The 18,108-nt window shown below is 61.0% G+C and carries 12 protein-coding genes and 1 pseudogene; 10 read left to right on the top strand and 3 right to left on the bottom strand.

All coding sequences use genetic code 11. The features are described 5' to 3' along the window. The first annotated feature begins 9 nt into the window (after positions 1-9). A pseudogene (locus tag LZ686_RS11200) lies at positions 10-1,263 on the top strand (DNA/RNA helicase domain-containing protein). A 48-nt stretch (positions 1,264-1,311) separates the two neighbouring features. Here the strand turns inward: LZ686_RS11200 and LZ686_RS11195 are convergent. Continuing rightward, complete coding sequence (locus LZ686_RS11195; RefSeq protein ID WP_349547848.1) at positions 1,312-1,905, bottom strand: hypothetical protein; 594 nt, start codon at positions 1,903-1,905, stop codon at positions 1,312-1,314. Positions 1,906-2,002: 97 nt separating this feature from the next. Further along, a complete protein-coding gene (locus LZ686_RS11190; protein WP_349547847.1) occupies positions 2,003-2,977 on the bottom strand; it encodes a helix-turn-helix transcriptional regulator in 975 nt (324 codons plus the stop codon). A 131-nt stretch (positions 2,978-3,108) separates the two neighbouring features. Here LZ686_RS11190 and LZ686_RS11185 point away from each other — a divergent pair, with 131 nt between their 5' ends. The 6 genes from LZ686_RS11185 to LZ686_RS11160 all read left to right on the top strand — a co-directional run bounded on the left by LZ686_RS11185 (position 3,109) and on the right by LZ686_RS11160 (position 14,949). After that, a complete protein-coding gene (locus tag LZ686_RS11185; protein ID WP_349547846.1) occupies positions 3,109-3,393 on the top strand; it encodes a hypothetical protein in 285 nt (94 codons plus the stop codon). A 144-nt stretch (positions 3,394-3,537) separates the two neighbouring features. Next, complete coding sequence (locus tag LZ686_RS11180; RefSeq protein WP_349547845.1) at positions 3,538-6,840, top strand: TM0106 family RecB-like putative nuclease; 3,303 nt, start codon at positions 3,538-3,540, stop codon at positions 6,838-6,840. 9 nt (positions 6,841-6,849) lie between these two features. Then, entirely contained in the window at positions 6,850-9,324 is a 2,475-nt protein-coding gene (locus LZ686_RS11175) for a DUF4357 domain-containing protein (RefSeq protein WP_349547844.1), read from the top strand. Further along, positions 9,321-10,652 carry an McrC family protein gene (locus tag LZ686_RS11170; protein ID WP_349547843.1) on the top strand — a complete coding sequence of 444 codons (1,332 nt, stop codon included), beginning with the start codon at positions 9,321-9,323 and terminating at the stop codon, positions 10,650-10,652. Before LZ686_RS11175 ends, LZ686_RS11170 begins: the two co-directional genes overlap by 4 nt. A 57-nt stretch (positions 10,653-10,709) precedes the next feature. Beyond that, positions 10,710-12,137 carry a hypothetical protein gene (locus LZ686_RS11165; RefSeq protein ID WP_349547842.1) on the top strand — a complete coding sequence of 476 codons (1,428 nt, stop codon included), beginning with the start codon at positions 10,710-10,712 and terminating at the stop codon, positions 12,135-12,137. Then, complete coding sequence (locus LZ686_RS11160; protein ID WP_349547841.1) at positions 12,130-14,949, top strand: DEAD/DEAH box helicase; 2,820 nt, start codon at positions 12,130-12,132, stop codon at positions 14,947-14,949. Before LZ686_RS11165 ends, LZ686_RS11160 begins: the two co-directional genes overlap by 8 nt. A gap of 135 nt (positions 14,950-15,084) precedes the next feature. Here LZ686_RS11160 and LZ686_RS11155 read toward each other — a convergent pair whose 3' ends face one another. Next, a complete protein-coding gene (locus LZ686_RS11155) occupies positions 15,085-16,152 on the bottom strand; it encodes an integrase core domain-containing protein (RefSeq protein ID WP_349547840.1) in 1,068 nt (355 codons plus the stop codon). Positions 16,153-16,514: 362 nt separating this feature from the next. Between LZ686_RS11155 and LZ686_RS11150 the strand changes: the two genes are divergently transcribed. From LZ686_RS11150 to LZ686_RS11140, 3 genes are all read left to right on the top strand, one after another. Further along, a complete protein-coding gene (locus tag LZ686_RS11150) occupies positions 16,515-16,802 on the top strand; it encodes a DUF6127 family protein (RefSeq protein ID WP_349547839.1) in 288 nt (95 codons plus the stop codon). A 161-nt stretch (positions 16,803-16,963) separates the two neighbouring features. Next, positions 16,964-17,638, top strand: coding sequence for a YcbK family protein (locus LZ686_RS11145; protein WP_349547838.1), 675 nt, complete (start codon positions 16,964-16,966; stop codon positions 17,636-17,638). Positions 17,639-17,800: 162 nt separating this feature from the next. Next, a complete protein-coding gene (locus LZ686_RS11140; RefSeq protein WP_349547837.1) occupies positions 17,801-18,058 on the top strand; it encodes a hypothetical protein in 258 nt (85 codons plus the stop codon). The last annotated feature ends 50 nt before the right edge of the window (positions 18,059-18,108 follow it).

Raw genomic sequence — 18,108 nt, 5'->3', positions numbered from 1 at the left:
GCCAAAGTTGTGTGCTTCGTAACCGGCGCACCTGGCGCCGGTAAGACCCTGCTGGGCTTGGACCTCGCACTCAAGAGTCGATCGGGGACCCGTCCCGCGGCGCTTCTCTCGGGTAACCGCCCACTGGTCCATGTGCTGACCGAAGCCTTGGCGGAAGACAGTGCTGCGCGTGGCGCAATGACGAAGACCGAGGCGCGACGTTTCGCTGACGCAGCGATTCAGAACCTCCTTGGCTATTTGAAGGAGCACACGGACGGCGCTCCGCCGCCGGAGCATGTGATCGTCTTCGATGAGGCGCAGCGTGCCTGGGATGCCGAAGTAGGCAAGGAGCTTATGGGACGGCCGAGCTCCGAGCCCGAACTCTTTCTCGAGATCCTCGATCGCTTGGACTAAGCCTGCCTCGTCTGCCTGGTTGGTCCTGGCCAAGAGATCAATCGGGGCGAAGGCGGCCTCGCTCTCTGGGGGGAGGCGCTGCGCTCGGCACAGAGCGCAGGCAGTCGATGGCGTGTGGTCGCCGCGCCCCAGGCGCTTGACGGCGGGCCGGACGTTCCAGGTTCCGGCATGTTCGCTGAGGGTGGGCTCGGCGGTGTCGAGGTTCGACGGGAGCCATCTCTGCACCTGTCAAACGCCATACGGGCGTATCGAAACCCCCTTCATGCGCAGTGGGTGGCGCGCCTTCTGGATGGCGACATCGCGGAGGCGAAGGCCCTGGCCGCCAGAATGGACGCCCCACCAGCCCTGATGACGCGTGACCTCGCCGTCGCGAAGCAATGGCTTCGTCAACGGCGACGGGGCAGTCGGACTGTCGGTCTGCTTGCCAGCTCGGGTGCTGTCCGCCTCGTCGGCGAAGGAGTGCCGCCTTCACCGCGATCAAATGAGTTGAACCCCATCGGCCACTGGTTCTTGAAGCCCTTCACGGATTTCCGCAGCGCTGGCGCGCTTGAGACCCCAATGAGCGAGTTTGGGTGCCAGGGGCTCGAGTTGGATTATGCGTGCCTGTGTTGGGGCGGAGACCTGATCTGGACTGATCAGGGTTGGCTGCCCAGGATGATGCGTGCGCCTCGATGGCAGATTGCACGAGACCCTGAGAAACAGCGTTTTCGGCTGAATGGCTATCGCGTGCTGCTTACCCGGGCCCGGGCCGGTCTCGTGCTCTTCGTGCCGCGGGGCGAGACTGATGATCCGACCCGTTCCCCGGATGAGATGGACGCCTGTGCCGACGCTCTGATTGCAGCGGGGTGTGCGGAACTCACGCAGAACTAGAGTCGCCGCTGATTGAACTATTGAGCGTATGAACTGTGGACAGTCTGGCTACTCGACCACCGGGAAGAAGGGACGGCCCCAATCCTCCTTCGGGTTGTCCATCATTAGGTCCACGAAGACCGGGAGGAGGAAGCCGAGTATCGCAGCGCCGTCACGGACCTGTGCTCGGTTCACGCCGCTGTTCCACGTCGATCCGCCATGCACCAGCCGATTGCGCAGCACGTAGAGCCGGTCAAAGACGAAGCTGAGAACGCGAACGCTGTCGCCGGCCTGGAACGCCTGTGCAAAGCTGCGCGATGAGGTCCGGAACCTTTCCTCCCAATCCTCGAACCCGTCTATGCCGTTCTGATGCTGCCAGAATGGGTTGAAGACGAAGCGGTTCTCCATGAGCATCCGAACTGGACCTGAGAACCGTTGCCATAGCGCCCTGTAAACGCGTCGCTCTTCATCGCGCGCCACCAGCTTGCCAAAGTAATCGACGATCGCAGCCCTTTCCCCGGGTGCAACCCACTGGAATTCGCGCTCGTCCGCATAGGCTGCGTTGAAAGCGATCCAGAGGAAGATGAAGCGTGCATCGTGATCGTCGCCGCACGCCTCGGCTCGTCCGATCCAGCTGATGGAGCCGTGTACGCGCAGGCCCATCGTCTCGGGGAAGCTGCACGGATCGCGCGTTGCTTCTCCTTCAAAGCGCTAAACGACAGGCTGTCCGTCATCGAATTCCTCCATTTCAAATACTCGTTTAAGGCATCGCGCCGAAATCGGACCGGCAGTATCCGTCAACCATCGCGCGGAGCGGCTCCGGGGCAATGACCTCGACCTTGTTCCCCCACTGGTAGAGGTGCCAGGTCATCTCCAGCCAGCCTGCTGCCTCGAAACGCACGACAAGGCTGCCGTCGTCTTGCGGCTCAAGCACTTGCCGCGGATGAAAGCGAAAGCCAGCGGCGCGCTCGGCTGCCTCAGGCGCGAAGCGCCAGATCACCTCGCCGTATTGTTCGGGATCCTGCCAGACCCCGAAGGACCGTGCAGCGTAATCCACGATGCTGAAACCCTCCTGAAGCGGGAAGCTCTCGTCGAGGACTTCCGCAGCGCGGATCAGGTCGATGCGGAAATTGCGTACCTCGTCTGCTTTGGCGGGGTCGCGTGCCGCTAGGTATGTCCGGTGGCCCAGCAAGACGCCATGTGGTTCCAGGATGCGGTTTGCGTCGTCCTGGTTGTAGCGCACACTCAGGCGAAACGGGACGCGCAGTGCCTCGATGATGGCATCGAGCACGTCCGTTTCGACGCTGACTTTCGGGCCGGGGCGCGTGACCTGCCCCATGGCGGCCAGGACCGCCTCTGCGTCGGTTTCGATACGGGATCGGGAGGGCGCCTGAGCCAGCAGCCCCTCGCGCAGATCAGCCAAGGCTCGTGCATGTCGTAGCCGACCCTCGGCCTCCGCCCCGCGAACGGCGATCTCCAAGGCTTCCACACCTGTTTCATGGCGAAGTTGCAGGCGGTCGAGGCCGGGATCGATCAGGCGCCAGCGCCGTTTGCGGTCCTCGCCATCCTCTGCCAAGACGTTTCCAAAGGTTTCCTCCAGCGCGTCGGTCATCCTCTGCGCTGTCCGGTGGGACACTCCGAATTCCAGCGCGATCTCCTCGAGGCTGATCCCGCAGCGTCTTGCCGCAGCCAACTGTGCGAGCCGGATCAGATCCTGAGCCTTGGAAAAGGACATGTGCGCCTCGCAGCCTGCCAATTTTTGACACCCTTGGAGGCTAAGAAGGTATCTGTTGCCTGTCGACCTGATTCTCTCACCGCTGCAGAGGAACTGGCGAAAGGCAGACAGAAGCTTCGAAAGGAAGATGGATGGCCATGAGTGGGCGTGTGATCAGGATCGAACGAGTTTCTCCACGTGAAGGCGTTGTGGAAGAACCAGACTTCACGTCGAAAGGTTACCGCCTTGGCGACCCTGCCCATGGCAACGCCAAGCATCACGCCAAACACACCGTCTATGTGAAGACCCTCGATGAAGCTGCGGAACTGATCGAGAAAGGCTTCTCTCTGTGGATGGGGGCGAAGGGGAAGCGAGCTTCGCTGATTTCACCGCAGAGCCTGCGGATCGTCCGTGGCGGAAATACCAAGAAGGCTTGAGGCGTGGCTGTTCGTACCCCTTCCAGGCACCGGACCTGCGCAAAGGCCGACAGTTATTGACACCCACCGGGATGATTTAAGAAGCTGCAATCAGGAGACGTTTTCCGCGGTTCGGGTTGCGCTCATTGACGATTGAAGGAGCCCATGCGGGAAATCGGCGGCAACATCCTATTCTCGGCGAGCGACCTGATGCAGTTCATGGGCTGTGCCCATGCGACGACACTTGATCTCATGCGCCTGCGCGGCGAAGGGCCAGACCCGGGCGGGGACAGCGAGGATGCTACGCTTCTGCAGAAGCAGGGCGACGCGCATGAGGCCGCGCATCTGGAGCGTTTGAAGGTTTCTGGCAGGTCCGTGGTCGAGATCCCGCGCGGCAATCTGGCGCGCGATGCGGAGGCCACGCGCGTGGCGCTGACCGAAGGTTCAGAGGTGGTCTTTCAGGGCGCGTTCCTGTCGGGCAACTGGGGCGGCTGGTCGGATTTCCTGGAGCGCGTCGCGCGCCCCTCGGCGCTCGGGCCCTTCAGCTACGAGGTCGCCGACACCAAGCTGAAGCGTCGCCCCCATCCGAAACACGTCCTCCAGCTCGTGCTCTATTCCGACCTTCTCGCCGAGGTTCAGGGCGCGGCGCCTGAATTCGCCCACGTCGAACTCGGCTCGGGGGAGCGCGCAACCCTGCGCCTCTCAGATTACGTGCACTATGCACGCGGCGCGCGGGCACGGCTGGAGAACTTCGTTGCGAACCTGTCGCACACGCGCCCCATCCCCTGCGCCGATTGCGCCTTGTGCCGCTGGGCCGACCACTGCGAAAGCGTCTGGGCCGCCGAGGACAGCCTCTTCAATGTGGCGGGTATCAGCCGCGGACAGGTGAAGAAGCTCGAAGCGGCGGGGATCACGACCATGCAGGCGCTGTCCCGCCTCGATCACCCCATTCGCGGCATGGCGGAGACCACGCGGGCCAAGCTCGTCACCCAGGCGCGGCTTCAACATGCCCGCAAGACGGGGGCGCCTGCTTACGAGCTGCGCGCGCCCGAGACGGGCAAGGGCTTCGACCTGCTACCCGCGCCGGCGCCCGGCGACATCTTCTACGACATCGAGGGCGATCCGCATTACGAAGGCGGCCTCGAATACCTTCACGGCGTGTGGTGCGACGGGCAGTTCCACGCGTTCTGGGCGCATGACCATGAGGCCGAGGCGAAGGCCCTATCGGAGCTACTGGCTTTCTTCCGGGCGCGGCTCGACGCCTACCCTGATGCGCGGATCTACCACTATGCGCCTTACGAGATCACCGCGCTGCGTAGGCTGACCACAAAATACGGGATCGGCGAGGCGTTCCTCGACCGGCTCCTGCGCGAGCGCCGGTTTGTCGATCTCTACGCCGTCGTGCGCGGCGGACTAATCTGCTCGGAGGCGAACTATTCCATCAAGTCGATGGAAGCCTTCTATGACCGAAAGCGCGACGGCGAGGTGAAGACGGCGGGTGGGTCGGTGGTCGCCTACGAGCGTTGGCGCGAGACGGGCGAGCGGCAGATCCTCGACGAGATCGAGGAGTACAACCGCATAGACTGTATCTCCACTGAGGAACTCCGGGATTGGCTGGTCCGGATCCGGCCCGAAGACCCCTGGCCGCGTCTGGCCGACGATGCGGGCGACAAAGAGGAGGCGGAGGATGCCGACGCCTCAGAACTGCGCGCCATGCTCGCCGCGTCCGGGCTGTCCGACGAGCGCCAGCAGATGCTTTTCAACCTCGGACTGTTCCACAAGCGGGAGGCGAAACCCGCGCAATGGGCGGTGTTCGACAGCGCTGGCAAGGACGAGGACGAGTTGATCGACGACCTCGACGCGCTTGCCGGGCTCGAGGCTCTCGGGCCGGCCGAACCGGAGAAGCGATCCATGGCGCGCACATATCGGTTCCCACCCCAGGAGACGAAGCTGCGGGGCGGGCAGAAGGCGACGGTGCCAGTCGTCGACGGGCCGCCCACCACCATTGACATTGCGGCTCTCGACCGGACGAGGCGAGAGATCACTCTCAAGGCGGGACCAAAGAAAGCGCACCTGCTGGGCGAGCGTCTCACGCTGCACCCGGACTGGCCGCTCAATACCGGCGTCATCGCCGCGGCACTGCGTGACGTCATCGCGGATCAATGCGGGCCGCGCCGGTTCACCGCCATCGACGACCTCCTGTCCTGCGCAGCCCCGCGCCTAACAGCTGGCCCGAAACCCGACCTGCTGGAGGGAGCCGATCCCGTGGCCGGGACGATCGCGGCGGTGGGCGCGATGGACGGCACCGTGCTGCCGATCCAGGGGCCGCCGGGCACGGGCAAGACCTATGTGACGGCGCGGGCGATCCTGTCTCTCGTCCGGCAAGGGTACCGTGTCGGCGTGGCCTCGAACAGCCACGAGGCCATTCGCAATGTGCTGATGGGATGTCTTCTTGCGCTTGAGGAAGACGACCCGGACATCACATTGGAGAACGCCGAGCTCGCTCACAGGGTGAGTGGTGAAGACGACGGCTATCCCGAGGGCTTCGCCGGCATCACGCGGGCCACGTCCAACGACGACCCTGTACTGACAGAGGCCCATGTCGTCGGCGGAACTGCGTTCTTCTTCTCGCGCCCGGAGCTCGAACAGTCTCTGGACTGGCTCTTCGTTGACGAGGCTGGACAAGTCGGCCTCGCGAATATGGTTGCCATGGGGCGTGCCGCACGCAACATCGTGCTGGTCGGTGACCCGCGTCAGCTGCCGCAGGTGATCCAGGGCGCGCACCCCGAGCCTGCGAACCTCTCATGCCTCGACTGGACGCTGGGCGATCACGCGACGATCCCGCCGGACCGCGGCATCTTCCTTCCTGTCTCGCGGCGCATGCATCCTGAGGTCTGCCGCTTCATCTCAGAGCAGGTCTACGAGGGTCGGCTGACCAGCCACCCCGATACGGCACGCCAACTCGTCAGAAGCACCCGGTTCCCCGAGGCGGGGGCCTTCTGGGTGCCGGTCGCGCATGAGGGCAATGCGCAGGTCTCGACCGAGGAGGTCTCCGCAATCCAGGCCGCGGCTGCCGACCTTCTGCAAGGTGAGTGGACGGAGAAGGACGGCACGCGCCGCCCCATGCGCGAGACCGACATCATCGTCGTCGCTCCCTACAACGCGCAGGTGAACGCCCTTCGCGACGCGCTGCCGCCCGGCATCCGCGTCGGCACGGTCGACAAGTTCCAGGGACAGGAGGCGCCGGTCTGCCTCGTCTCCGTGACGGCCTCATCGGCCGAGGAAACGCTGCGCGGGATGGACTTCCTGTTCTCCCTCAACCGCATCAACGTGGCTGTCTCGCGCGCCAAGGGGCTGGCGCTGGTCTTCGGCGCGCCGCGTCTGCGCGAGGCGAAGTGTGAGACGGTCGAGCAGATGCGGCTGGTAAATACGCTCTGTGCATTGGATGCAGTGGATTTCAGAGTCTAAAGAAAAAAGATGACAAAACCTGAAGACGGCTGGCTACAAATCAAGAAAGAGCAGGCTCTCGCCTTCGGCAAGCCAGTGCCATCTGGCTTCGTTGTTCGCCAGGGGTCAACCGCGATGCGGGAAGGATCCCCAAATAAGAAGCGCGACAGGCCCGAACGAGACCGTTTGGTTGAACAGGGTATTCTCGTCCCCGATGAGAATCCGGCACTTTTTCGTTTCGGCGTCGATCATGTGTTCAACAGTCAGAGCCGTGCAGCGGGTGTGGTTATCGACGGAAATAGCAATGGCAGTCATTGGCAACCCGCAACGATGAGCCTTCCCACACAGGTCGAGGCGCGGGGCGTTTTCACGAGGCGAGAGATCGAAGAGGCGATGGATGCCTTTGATCGCTACAGTAAGAACGGCGAGGAAAGCGAAATACTCCGCCACTTCGGCGATCCGCGGGACTACTGGGTGCGATCCAGCCACGACCGTGAGAATCGCGTCTTCCCCAGCAAGCCGCTCGTTGGATACCTCCTGAAAAAGACTGAGCTGAATGGTGGTTGGGGCCAAAAAGCTGACGCGGCTGCCAGGCTTCACAACTCCGGCTTCATTATCGTTGATCAGGCGGATGAGCCTGTTCAAGCGCCCGAACGATACGAGCACCTAATTTCAGGCGCTGATCGTATCAGACTATGCGCACTCAATTACTTTATCGAGCCGGCTCGGGAGAAACGCCTAAAGACTGTAACCATACGTGCTGGAGATCTGGCCAGCGCAATGGGGCTAAAGAACGCTTTCCCAAATATCTGCCAAACTCTCGGTGGCGAGAAGCTTCAGCAGCTTGCGAAGGTCCCGCCGCCCGCGATTTCAGAGCCGAATCCTAGCAGCTCAACAATATTCACCTACCAACTTGGATCTAACTCGGAAGCGGACACAATGGACCAAGCGAGCACGACGATATCGGCGTCCGCAACCAACCTCATCCTTTATGGGCCGCCAGGGACCGGGAAGACCTACACCACAGCGGCGGAGGCAGTGCGGCTGTGTGGCGAGCCGGTGCCGCAGGATCGGGCCGAGCTCATGGCGGTCTACCAGAGGCTCGTGACGGCCGGGCGCATCGAGTTCGTCACATTCCACCAGTCGATGTCGTACGAAGATTTCGTCGAAGGTCGGCAGCCCATGATCGGAGCGGACGGCGAAGGTGAGGCGGAGTCGGCCGGCTTCCGGCTCGAAACGGTCCACGGGGTATTCAGGCGGATCGCGAAGCGCGCGGAGACCAGCCGTGGGCGCTCATCGGGTGATGACATGATTAGGTTGGAGGGCCGCCAGGTCTTCAAGATGTCGATCGGCGAAGCGAACAATCCCGAGGACGCGCACTTGTTCGAGGAAGCGATAGAGGGCGGTTACACACTCCTCGGCTTCGACGACATCGACTGGAGCGATGAGAAGTACGCCAGCCGTGAGGCGATCTTTGAGGCCTGCAAGGACCACCGAGACGGCGGCGGCGACATAGATGCAAGATCCGGATGGGTTCAGATGCCCTTCCGATTCCGGAACTGGGTCCGGCAAGGCGACATCGTGATCGTGTCGAAGGGAAACCAGCAGTTCCGTGCCATTGGGGAGTTCGCCGGCGACTACGAGTTCAAGCCACGGCCGGAAGGGGGCTATGCCCACCGGCGCGCGGTACGATGGCTCTGGATGGATCGTGACGGGGTAGCGGTCAGCGAGATCTACAGCCGCGGTTTTATGCAGCAGTCGATTTATCTGCTCTACGACAGCGAGCTCAATATTCCGGCGCTCGAGCGTTATATGAACAGTCAGAGGAACGACGGGGGTGACGAGCCCGATCAGTTCGTTCTGATTATCGACGAGATCAACCGAGCGAACATCTCCAAGGTCTTCGGTGAACTGATCACGCTTCTTGAAGCCGACAAGCGGCTCAACCAGCCGAATGCGGTGCGGGTCCGCTTGCCCTATTCCGGGGACGAATTCGGCGTGCCGTCCAACTTGCACATCCTCGGCACAATGAACACCGCCGACCGGTCGATCGCGCTTCTCGACACTGCCCTCCGGCGGCGGTTTACCTTCGGTGAAATGATGCCTGATGCATCCATCCTCGAAGACGCTGGTCAGAAATGCGGGATCGACCTGCCGCAATTGCTCACCAAGATCAACGAGCGGATCGAGTACCTTTACGACCGGGAGCATCAAATCGGTCATGCCTACTTCACCGCGTGCCGTTCGCAAGCCGATGTCGACGAGGTCATGCGCCACAAGGTCATCCCGCTTCTCGCGGAGTACTTTTTCGAAGAATGGGCCAAGATCGCGGCGGTGCTCGGCGACCTGGAACCGGGCGAAGGTTCGATCACAGGTGGCTTCCTCAAGCGTGCGATCCTGAACCCGCCTCCGGGACTCGAGGATGGCGATGCTGTTGCCAGGTTTCGCTGGCAGGTCCGATCAATCGATGAGGGCTTCGACTATAGCAAGTTGGTCGGGACATGATCCGCCGCACGATCCGCGAGTGGGAGCGCATCGCCTACGGGTCCGGCAACGCCGAGATCCCGGAGACGCAGGCTGACCGGCTTGCCGCGGTCGCGAGGACGTCGACCTTCTCCGGGCGCGGGGGTGAGGGTGTTCTGGAACACGGACGGAAGGGGCTACGCGCGCGTGGCGTCGTCGGCGTCATTGCCACCCCCGGCTGCCAACTGGAGATTCTCCCAAAGATCGAGGGGGGCGGGGAGAGCGGGGTGTCGGATACGGTGCTCCGGCAGCGCCTGATCCACATGCTTGCGGTGACCTACGATCTGCCAATCGAAGCCGGCGCGATGACACAGCTTGGCTGGCAGCGCGAGACCGTGCTCGAACTTCTGATCCGTCTATTCTGTGCGAAGCTCACCGACGCGGTCCGGCAGGGGATGCCGCGCCACTACCTCGAACACGAAGACGACTTGCCTGCGCTTCGGGGACGCCTGGACGTAACACGGCAGTTCTCCACGTTCGCGGTCTCGCCACAAAAGCTCGCATGCCGTTTCGATGCCCTTTCGCCCGACATCGCTCTGAATCAGGTTATGCGGGCGGCTGTCAGCAAGCTGTCGCGCCTGTCCGGTGCACCTGACAACCAGCGCGCTCTGCGCGAACTGAGCTTCGTGTACGCCGACGTAGCCGACGTCCCTCCGAACGCCCTCCGCTGGGACCGGATCGTCCTTGACCGCACAAATCGTCGTTGGCGGGATCTCCTGTCTCTCGCGCGCCTCTTTCTATCCGACCGGCACCAGCAGACGAGCGCGGGGACCATCGACGGTCACGCGCTGCTCTTCGAGATGAACGTCTTGTTCGAAGCATACATCGAACGGACCCTGTCGCGTGCGCTGGCCGGCACGGGCTTTCGTGTGGCGTCGCAAGGCGGCCATCGGAGCTGTCTCTACGAAGGCGAGACCGGGCGGTTCCGCACAAGGCCGGACCTCATCGTTCGGCAGGGCGAGAGGATCGCGCTGATCATCGACACCAAGTGGAAGCGCATGACGCCGCGGATCGACGATCCGAAGCAAGGCGTCAGCCAGGCGGACGTCTACCAGTTGATGGCGTATGGCAGGCTCTACGACTGCCCGAACGTCGTGCTGCTGTACCCCCATCATGGCGACTTGCTGCCCGATCCGATCCGTTGCCGGTACTCCATCGCGAAAAGGGGAGCAGATGAAACGCTGATCGTAGCCACGCACGATCTCGCCGGCACTCAGGGAGACCAAAGAGCAAGTTTGCGACAGCTGGTCGTCAATTCTCTGGTCTTCGGCGCATCGCGCGTCGATGCAGTAGATCATGAAGTGGTTTGAGCAGATGCGACTAGTGAGTACATTGCGCGCGCTGCCGTTAGCGAAAACGGCTGAATAATGAAGAGCCTGTTTTCTAAGTTGAGACGCAAGCTGGGTGTATCTCCGGAGGCACCCACACATCCAGATTTAAACCCGCCATCTGATTGGGGTGGCCCCGAAGCCGAATACATGCCCGGCGCCGCAAAGGCTGAGGCCCGCTCTGAGTCTGACGAGTCGGCGGCCGATCCCCGGCAGGTAATCGAAGACAGCATTCACCCAGATCTGCTTCTTATTGAGCCTCAAATTCTTGCGGAGGATCCTTCTGGTAACCCGCATGCCGAAGCTCCAATACAATCGGAATTTCCCGTTTCTGGGCGCCAAGCGCCGACAGCCGAGGCAGTCACAGAATTTGAAGCGGAGAATGACGTTTCGGCTAACCATGAGCCGGACCCGGATCCCGCCTTGGCTCCACCAAATCCCGATTATTCGAGATTGAGTGCCGATCTCGAGCTTGTTGAGGCGGATGACGATTATGATGAAATCATTGGTGACGACGATGTGTTCGATGATCAGGCTGACGATCTATGGGAGGCCGTGCTTTCCTACGACGTCGATGAGGAAATTGAACGCGCCCGCGCCAACGGTGATTTGTTCGAAGTTTCTGATTTCCATAAGTTTCAGGATTTTGGCCCAGGGGAGATCGAAAGCGAAACTGAAAGCGCTCGATGGGAAGACCTTTTGGATCTGGATCTATATGAGGAAGATCCAGATCTACTTCTTCCATTTACTGAAGAAGAGACCATCACTGATGGTCAACTATTGGATGACTACGCCGCAAGGCTAGTCAGCCAGATGCGTATCATAAAGCTTGACCAACGTTCCCTGCTTCAAGGTCGTTTGAAAGCAGTCTTGGAAGAGTTTCCGTTCTCGTCGAGTTACAGGGCTCTCTCAAGGCTGGTGCAAGCTGGCTGCAGCTTCGAAGAGCTGGAAGACGCATGCGAACTAAAGTGTCTTTGGCGAGAATCTCCTTGGCTTTGGTCTCATCGAAAGTTCAACAGAATGCAGCGCGCCTGGGAGACAGAGGAGCGGTTGAGCTATCGAAGCGCTCTTTCTTGGAAACTCGCATTGGCATTGATCCATCGGGTTGGGCGCGTGGAGGCCGAGCGAAGGATTTTTGACGATTGGCGAAACGCATGGCTTCAGATGCAGCCAGAGCAATCGAGTGAGGGTGATCTTATAGACCCACGGTTCTGGAGCTATCCTGCTTTCCTTAATTTCGATTGCGAGAGCATTGAACTAGCTGATCGTGAATCTTGGTATTACGAGGAGCCCATTGACGTTCAACCTTCAAGTTCCTTCCGCCTCGAAGATAACGAAGGTGAGATTTGGCGCTTCGAGAAAAAATATGGACGCTGCGACGTTGGCTTTCTGTCATTACTTCCACACTCCAAACGGGTTGCAGAAAAAAAGGAAGCCGAGGCAAAAGAGGAAGGCAAGGATGCATAGATCGCTTTATCCATCGAAGGGCGCCCTAGTGAAGTTGGAAGACGAGGCGCGCGGGGTGATCCATGATCTGAGGCCGAAGGCAGAGCCGAACGAGGCTCAACTTGCAATGGCAGGCAATCGCCGAGTATGGGTTGCGCTATCGGACCTGAAACCCGCATATGCTCCTGGACAGCAAGTACAGCACAAGCCACCGCGAGGTCGCGGACTGAGCCTCGGCACTGGAGTTGTACTTGCCACGCGTTCGCTTGCAGGTTTCGAGCAGGTTCTCGTACAGTTCGCAGAGACCGGAGAAACCAGGTGGCTGGACTGGCGTGTCCTCGCGCAGGCGATGCCTGTCGAACTGCGGATCGCAAGGCGACAAACCGGCCAGCATATGGACCATGCGGAGCGATTTCGGCTCCGAATGCTGTCTAAGGCACTTCAAATATGGAATGCGAACACCGGAGCTTTCGGTCGTCTCGACATCGACCCTCTACCGCATCAACTTGATGTGGCGCGGAAGGTCGTAACTTCCCCTCAGGCGCGTTGGCTGATCGCCGACGATGTTGGTCTTGGCAAGACCATTGAAGTTGGTCTTATTCTTCACGCCCTCTGGCAGCGTAACCGCTGCAGGCGCGTTCTGATCGTCTGCCCTTCTTCGCTGACTAAGCAGTGGAAAGATGAGATGCGCGCCAAGTTCGGACGTGCCTTCGAGATCTATCAACGCGACTTCCGCCCCGAATACGCCGACGAGATGCGACTCAGAGAGAATGTCATAATCTCGCTCGATCTCGCGAAGCGCGACGAGCATTTGGCGCGGCTCATCGAAGCTGGCTTCTGGGATGTTATTGTGTTTGACGAGGCGCATCGGCTCGGTCGGTCCGAAACGGGTGAGCAGACGGAACGCTACGCGCTCGCGCACAAGGTTCGCGACCGGACCCATTCGATGCTATTGCTTACTGCAACGCCGCACCAAGGTAAAACTCGTCGTTTCGCGGCTCTATTGGAGTTGGTACGACCAGACCTCCTGCCTGAAATCCGAACGCTAGAAATGAACCCAGAGGTGGTCGGGGACATCATCATTCGCAACCGGAAGACCCGCGTCACGGATGCAGAAGGCAATCTGATTTTTCGCGGTCACGATACGCTTCGCCACATGGTAATCCCATCGCCCGAAATGCGCACTGCCGACAAGGCGCTCCGGAGGTATTTGAGCGAGGGGTATCGCGCGAGTGCCGACGCGAAGGATAGAATGATCGGCCGAGCCATTGGCTTTGTCATGACGACGTATCGCAAACTCGCTTCATCTTCCGTGGCGGCAATCGAGCGAGCACTAGAACGTCGCTTGGAGCGGCTGCAAGGTTTCGATGCCGCATCGGCGCCGGTGATACCTTCAGACGAGCAACTCGAAGGGGATGACAACCTTTCGGAAACTGGGCCAATCGGTGAGGTTGGCGCCTTTTTCGCCGATGAAGCACGCGAGGTTCAGGCCGTTCTGAAACTTATCCGCGTGGCTCGGCTATCGGATGCGAAGCTACAGACATTTCTAACTAACGTGGTTTCGCCGCTTCTAGCACAGGACCAAAATCTTTTGGTGTTTACTGAGTACAGGGCCACCCAGAGTTACCTAGCAGAGGCGATTGCGCACGCATGTCCTGGGGTGCAGGTTGCCGCGATCAACGGCTCGATGTCGCTGGATGAAAAAATAAGGAATGTCCGCGCCTTCAACAGCCGAGAGGCTCAGGTCATGTTATCGACTGAAGCAGGGGGCGAAGGCCTAAACCTGCAAGACGCCTGTCATATCATGGTGAATTACGACTTGCCCTGGAACCCGGCACGTTTGGTCCAACGGATCGGCCGCTTGTACCGCTATGGTCAGACACGGCGCGTTCAAGTTATCAATTTGCAGTCGGATGATGGATTCGACAACAGCGCGATCACTTTGTTGTTGGATCGCGTCAGTACGATTGCACAGGATATGGCAAGCGTTGCCGGCGAGATGAAGGATGCACTGGCTGCGGAAGTGCTCGGAGAGCTGATGTCTTACATCGACATGGAAAGCATCCTCGAGCGTGCGACAAGCATGAAGATGGACCAGACGGAAGAGGAGATCGCTGAAGCCATACGCGAAGCACAAAAGGCGCGGGCGGCCGAGGACGATATTCTGCAATTTGCATCCGCTCACCAGACGCGCGTTTCAGGCGGCTTTGACTTTCGGCATATGGTCAGTTTTGTCAAAGGGATGGCACCAATCGCCGGATACGACGTGAGGGCCGAGATGCATGGCGGAAAGACGCTTGAGATTGAGCTCGGCGAAGAGGATATCGGTCGCTGGCCAGAGTTCGGCCGTCGCAGCATTGTGCGCCTGACGGCCGACCACGCAAAGGCAATCGCTGACCCGTCGCTTGTTCCTATGGACTTCGAAGCCGGCTTTGTGCGTGATCTCTCAGAGCTGGCTAACGATCGGCTGATTTTTGACGGACTGTACGCGGAGGCGCAAACGGAAGCCGAAGATCACGAGGATGTCGTGGCCGTTCATCAGGTTCGCTGGCAGGGTCTTTCTGGCGAGTTACTAGAGGAAGAGTTGATCGCTTCGTCTGGTAACAAAGACGGTGCCAAGGAGCTGCCGCACGAAGAGTTTGCGGAACTGCTGCTGAGACCAATGGAGAGTGTGCCGGCATCTACGCCCGGAGACGAGGACCGGTTAATTGCAAAGACCTTTGCACCGGCGGTTGAAAGTTTTGTCTCGCGCTGGGCCGAAGCCGACCGCATGCCGTCGTCAGTGTTTCTGGGTGCAGCTCTGAAGAGAAGGGGTCAGTTCCCCGGAATGTAGCACCCAAATTCGACAAAATCGCGGAGGGGCCAACCGCACTTGCAGCTTTGCTTGCTCCAGTCCGTTGTAGCATGCTGTAGTCAATGGCGGCGCGGTGGTATTTTCCCACTAGAATCTCGGCAGGATAGGGAGCACTCACGCCGCGTAGCGGGTGTAGGATGTGATGATGCCGCCGAGCTGGCGGTTGCGGCGGATCGGGCCGTCACGGACGGGCTGGAAATCGACTTGCAGCACATTGTTCCCGATACCCCGTCCACGGTGCGGACGCTCGGTGTTGTAATGGCGCACCCAAGTCCGCAGGATGTAATCGAGCTGCGAGCTGCTGAAGCAGACGAAGAAATCCAGGCATTCACGCTTCACGGTGCCGATGAAAGATTCAGCGAAGGCATTGGCGTCTGGCGCCCTGTGCGGGATCTGGATCACCCTGGCACCTTCAGATGCCCAAACGGTATCGAAGCTGGCGCTGAACTTGGTGTCGGCATCTCGGATGAGGAAACCCGGCGCGATCCCGTGCTCTGCGCACCACATAAGCGTGTTGCGTGCCTGCTGGGTCACCCATGCCGAGTCCGGGGCATAGGTCGGGGCGCTACAATAAACCCGGCGACTGCCGATGTGGATGAAAATCAGCACATAGGCTGTCAGCGGCCCACGGGCGGTTAGCACGGTCTTGGTGAAGAAGTCACAAGCAACCATGCTTTCCATATGTGCCCGGACGAAGGTGGTCCATGGCAGGGCTGGCTTTTTCTTGCGCTTCTCAGGGCTCGGGTGGATGCCAGCATCATTCAGGATGCGCTTTACCGAGTTGGTGCCGGCGTAGAGCCCCAGCTTTTTCAGTTCCCCCGCGATCCGCTTGTAGCCCCACAGAAGATTTTCCGACCCGATGCGAATGACAACGTCGCGCAACTCCTGTGTCAGGCGCGGTCTGCCCACGGCCTTGAAGGGGCGCCCACCATGCATCTGGGCAAGCCAGCGCTTGTATGTCGCAGGCTTTGCGACCTCCAGCAGCCCGTCGATATCATGTCCACACTCCGCTCCGATGCGCAGCAGCTCGGCTTTCTCTTCGGGAGAGAGGATTATCCTCTGCGTCGGGATGCGGGCCCGCAGGATCTGCATCTGGGCCTTGAGCAGCCTCAGCTGCGCGTTGTGCCGGGGCATGAAAAGCTGGGTCAGGAAGACGATCAGGAGAGAGAGGGTCGAATTCATCTTGCCAGGCTCCACCACGGCGCTTAAAAAATTGCTGGCATTTCAGCGTGATGGGCCTCGCTTACATTTTGGCACCCCGCTCAGGAAGGACAAAAAATGCTGGGGGCCTGGTTGTGGCCGCGAAAAATCCGATCGTGGGGTGTGTTGGCGCCTTTGCGCGTGTTTCGCTGCCGGTCGCGACTGAACCAAATGGCGATTCAAACCATCAGTCATATCAATTAAAACAATGCCTTAGAGGGTGGAGAACGTTGGATTCCAGGCCCATCCCCTCCGGTATTTCCGGGTCGCGGACGGCTACTTCGCGGCCGATCACACGTCCTTCTGGGGCTGCAAGATCGGCTGAGCGGCGAAAGGAGGAACCGATGAACCCACCCCGATCCGAAGGCTACGTGCGCATGCCGGACGCCGAGTTCGAGGCGATCCTGACGCGGGCGGCCGAGGACGGCGCGAAGCGTGCGCTTGCTGATGTGGGCCTCGACGGCGACGAGGCCGCGCTCGACATCCGCGATCTGCGCTCCCTCGTGGATTGCATCCGGCTGGTGCGTCGCACCGCCATGCAGACCGCCGTTCGCATGATCACCACCGGCGTCATGCTGGCGCTGCTCGCGGGCATCGCGATCAAGCTGAAGATTTTTGGCGGCGGCCCGTAGCCGCGCCCCATCCACATTCATCAGCTCGCAATGACCCGCCCTCGTGGCGGGGTGAGCCGTGGTCTGCCTGACAGGCAGACGGGAAGGTCCAGTGGACCTTCCCGAGCGGCGAATGCACCGAGCCCTGCGAGGGGCCGGATAATCGTTTTCGGAGGACCCCCATGACGACGACCTTCTACAACCATTGGCGCAAGGCGCCGGAGGATGCCTGGCGCTGGCCGAATTTCTCGCCCGCCGAGATCGCCTGCCGCGGCTCCGGCAAGCTGCTCGTCAACGAGCCCGCGCTCGACAAGCTGCAGGCCCTCCGCGATCGGCTGGGCAAGCCGCTCATCGTCCGCTCCGCCTATCGCAGCCCCGAGCACAACCGCGCCGTCGGCGGCGCGCCCCGCTCCAAGCACCTCGACGGCGCGGCCTTCGACATAGCGATGGCGAACCACGACCCGGTGGCGTTCGAGGCCGCGGCGCGCGAGGTCGGGTTCCTCGGCTTCGGATTCTACCCGCGCTCGGGGTTCATCCATGTCGATCTCGGGCCCGCTCGCCAGTGGGGCGAGCGCTTCCCGATCCGGGCGACGGCCTTCGCGGCTGAAACGCCGCCTGCGCGCGAAGTGCTGGCCGACAGCCGCACCATGAAGGGCGGCGGGGCCGCCGGTGTGGCTACGCTGGGCGCCGCGGGCGTCGAGGTCGCCCAGAGCGTCCTGGCTGAGAGCCAGTCCGCCATCCTGCCGCTGGTGCCATACCTCGACACGCTCCGCTGGGTGTTCATCGCCGTGGCGCTCGGCGGGATCGCGATCACGATCTACGCGCGGCTGGACGATTGGAAGCGGGGCCGCCGATGATTGGTGCGCTCCTCGCTGGGTTCGCCACCAACCCGTGGGCCCGGACGGCTCTCCGCTACGGCGCCATCGCGCTCACGGTACTCCTGTTCCTGTTCGCACTCCGGCGCTCCGGCGAACGCACGGGCCGCCTCGCCGAACGTCTCGAAAACTTGGAGGAAACCAATGATGTTCAACGCCGGATGCTGGATGCGGCGGCTCGCCGTCCTAGCGGTCGCGACCAACTTACTGAGCGGTTGCGCGATGGGCATTTCTGACTCGCGCATCGCAACCGTCTGCCCACCCGTGATCGAATACGGCCGTGCGTTCCAGGCGCGCGGGGCGCTCGAACTGACGTTGCTCAGGGATGAATCGGCGGTCGTTACGATGATGCAGGACTATGCTGTGATGCGGGAACAGGCACGCTCGTGCGCAGACGCATGAAACTCAACGAGAGTTTTCAACCATACACCGGCCAAGTCTAGAATTACGAA

It is taken from the genome of Paracoccus sp. NFXS7, assembly GCF_040148865.1.
Lineage (GTDB): Bacteria > Pseudomonadota > Alphaproteobacteria > Rhodobacterales > Rhodobacteraceae > Paracoccus > Paracoccus marcusii.
Note: the sequence above shows the minus strand (reverse complement) of the source record. Positions and strands in the feature narration are given on the sequence as shown.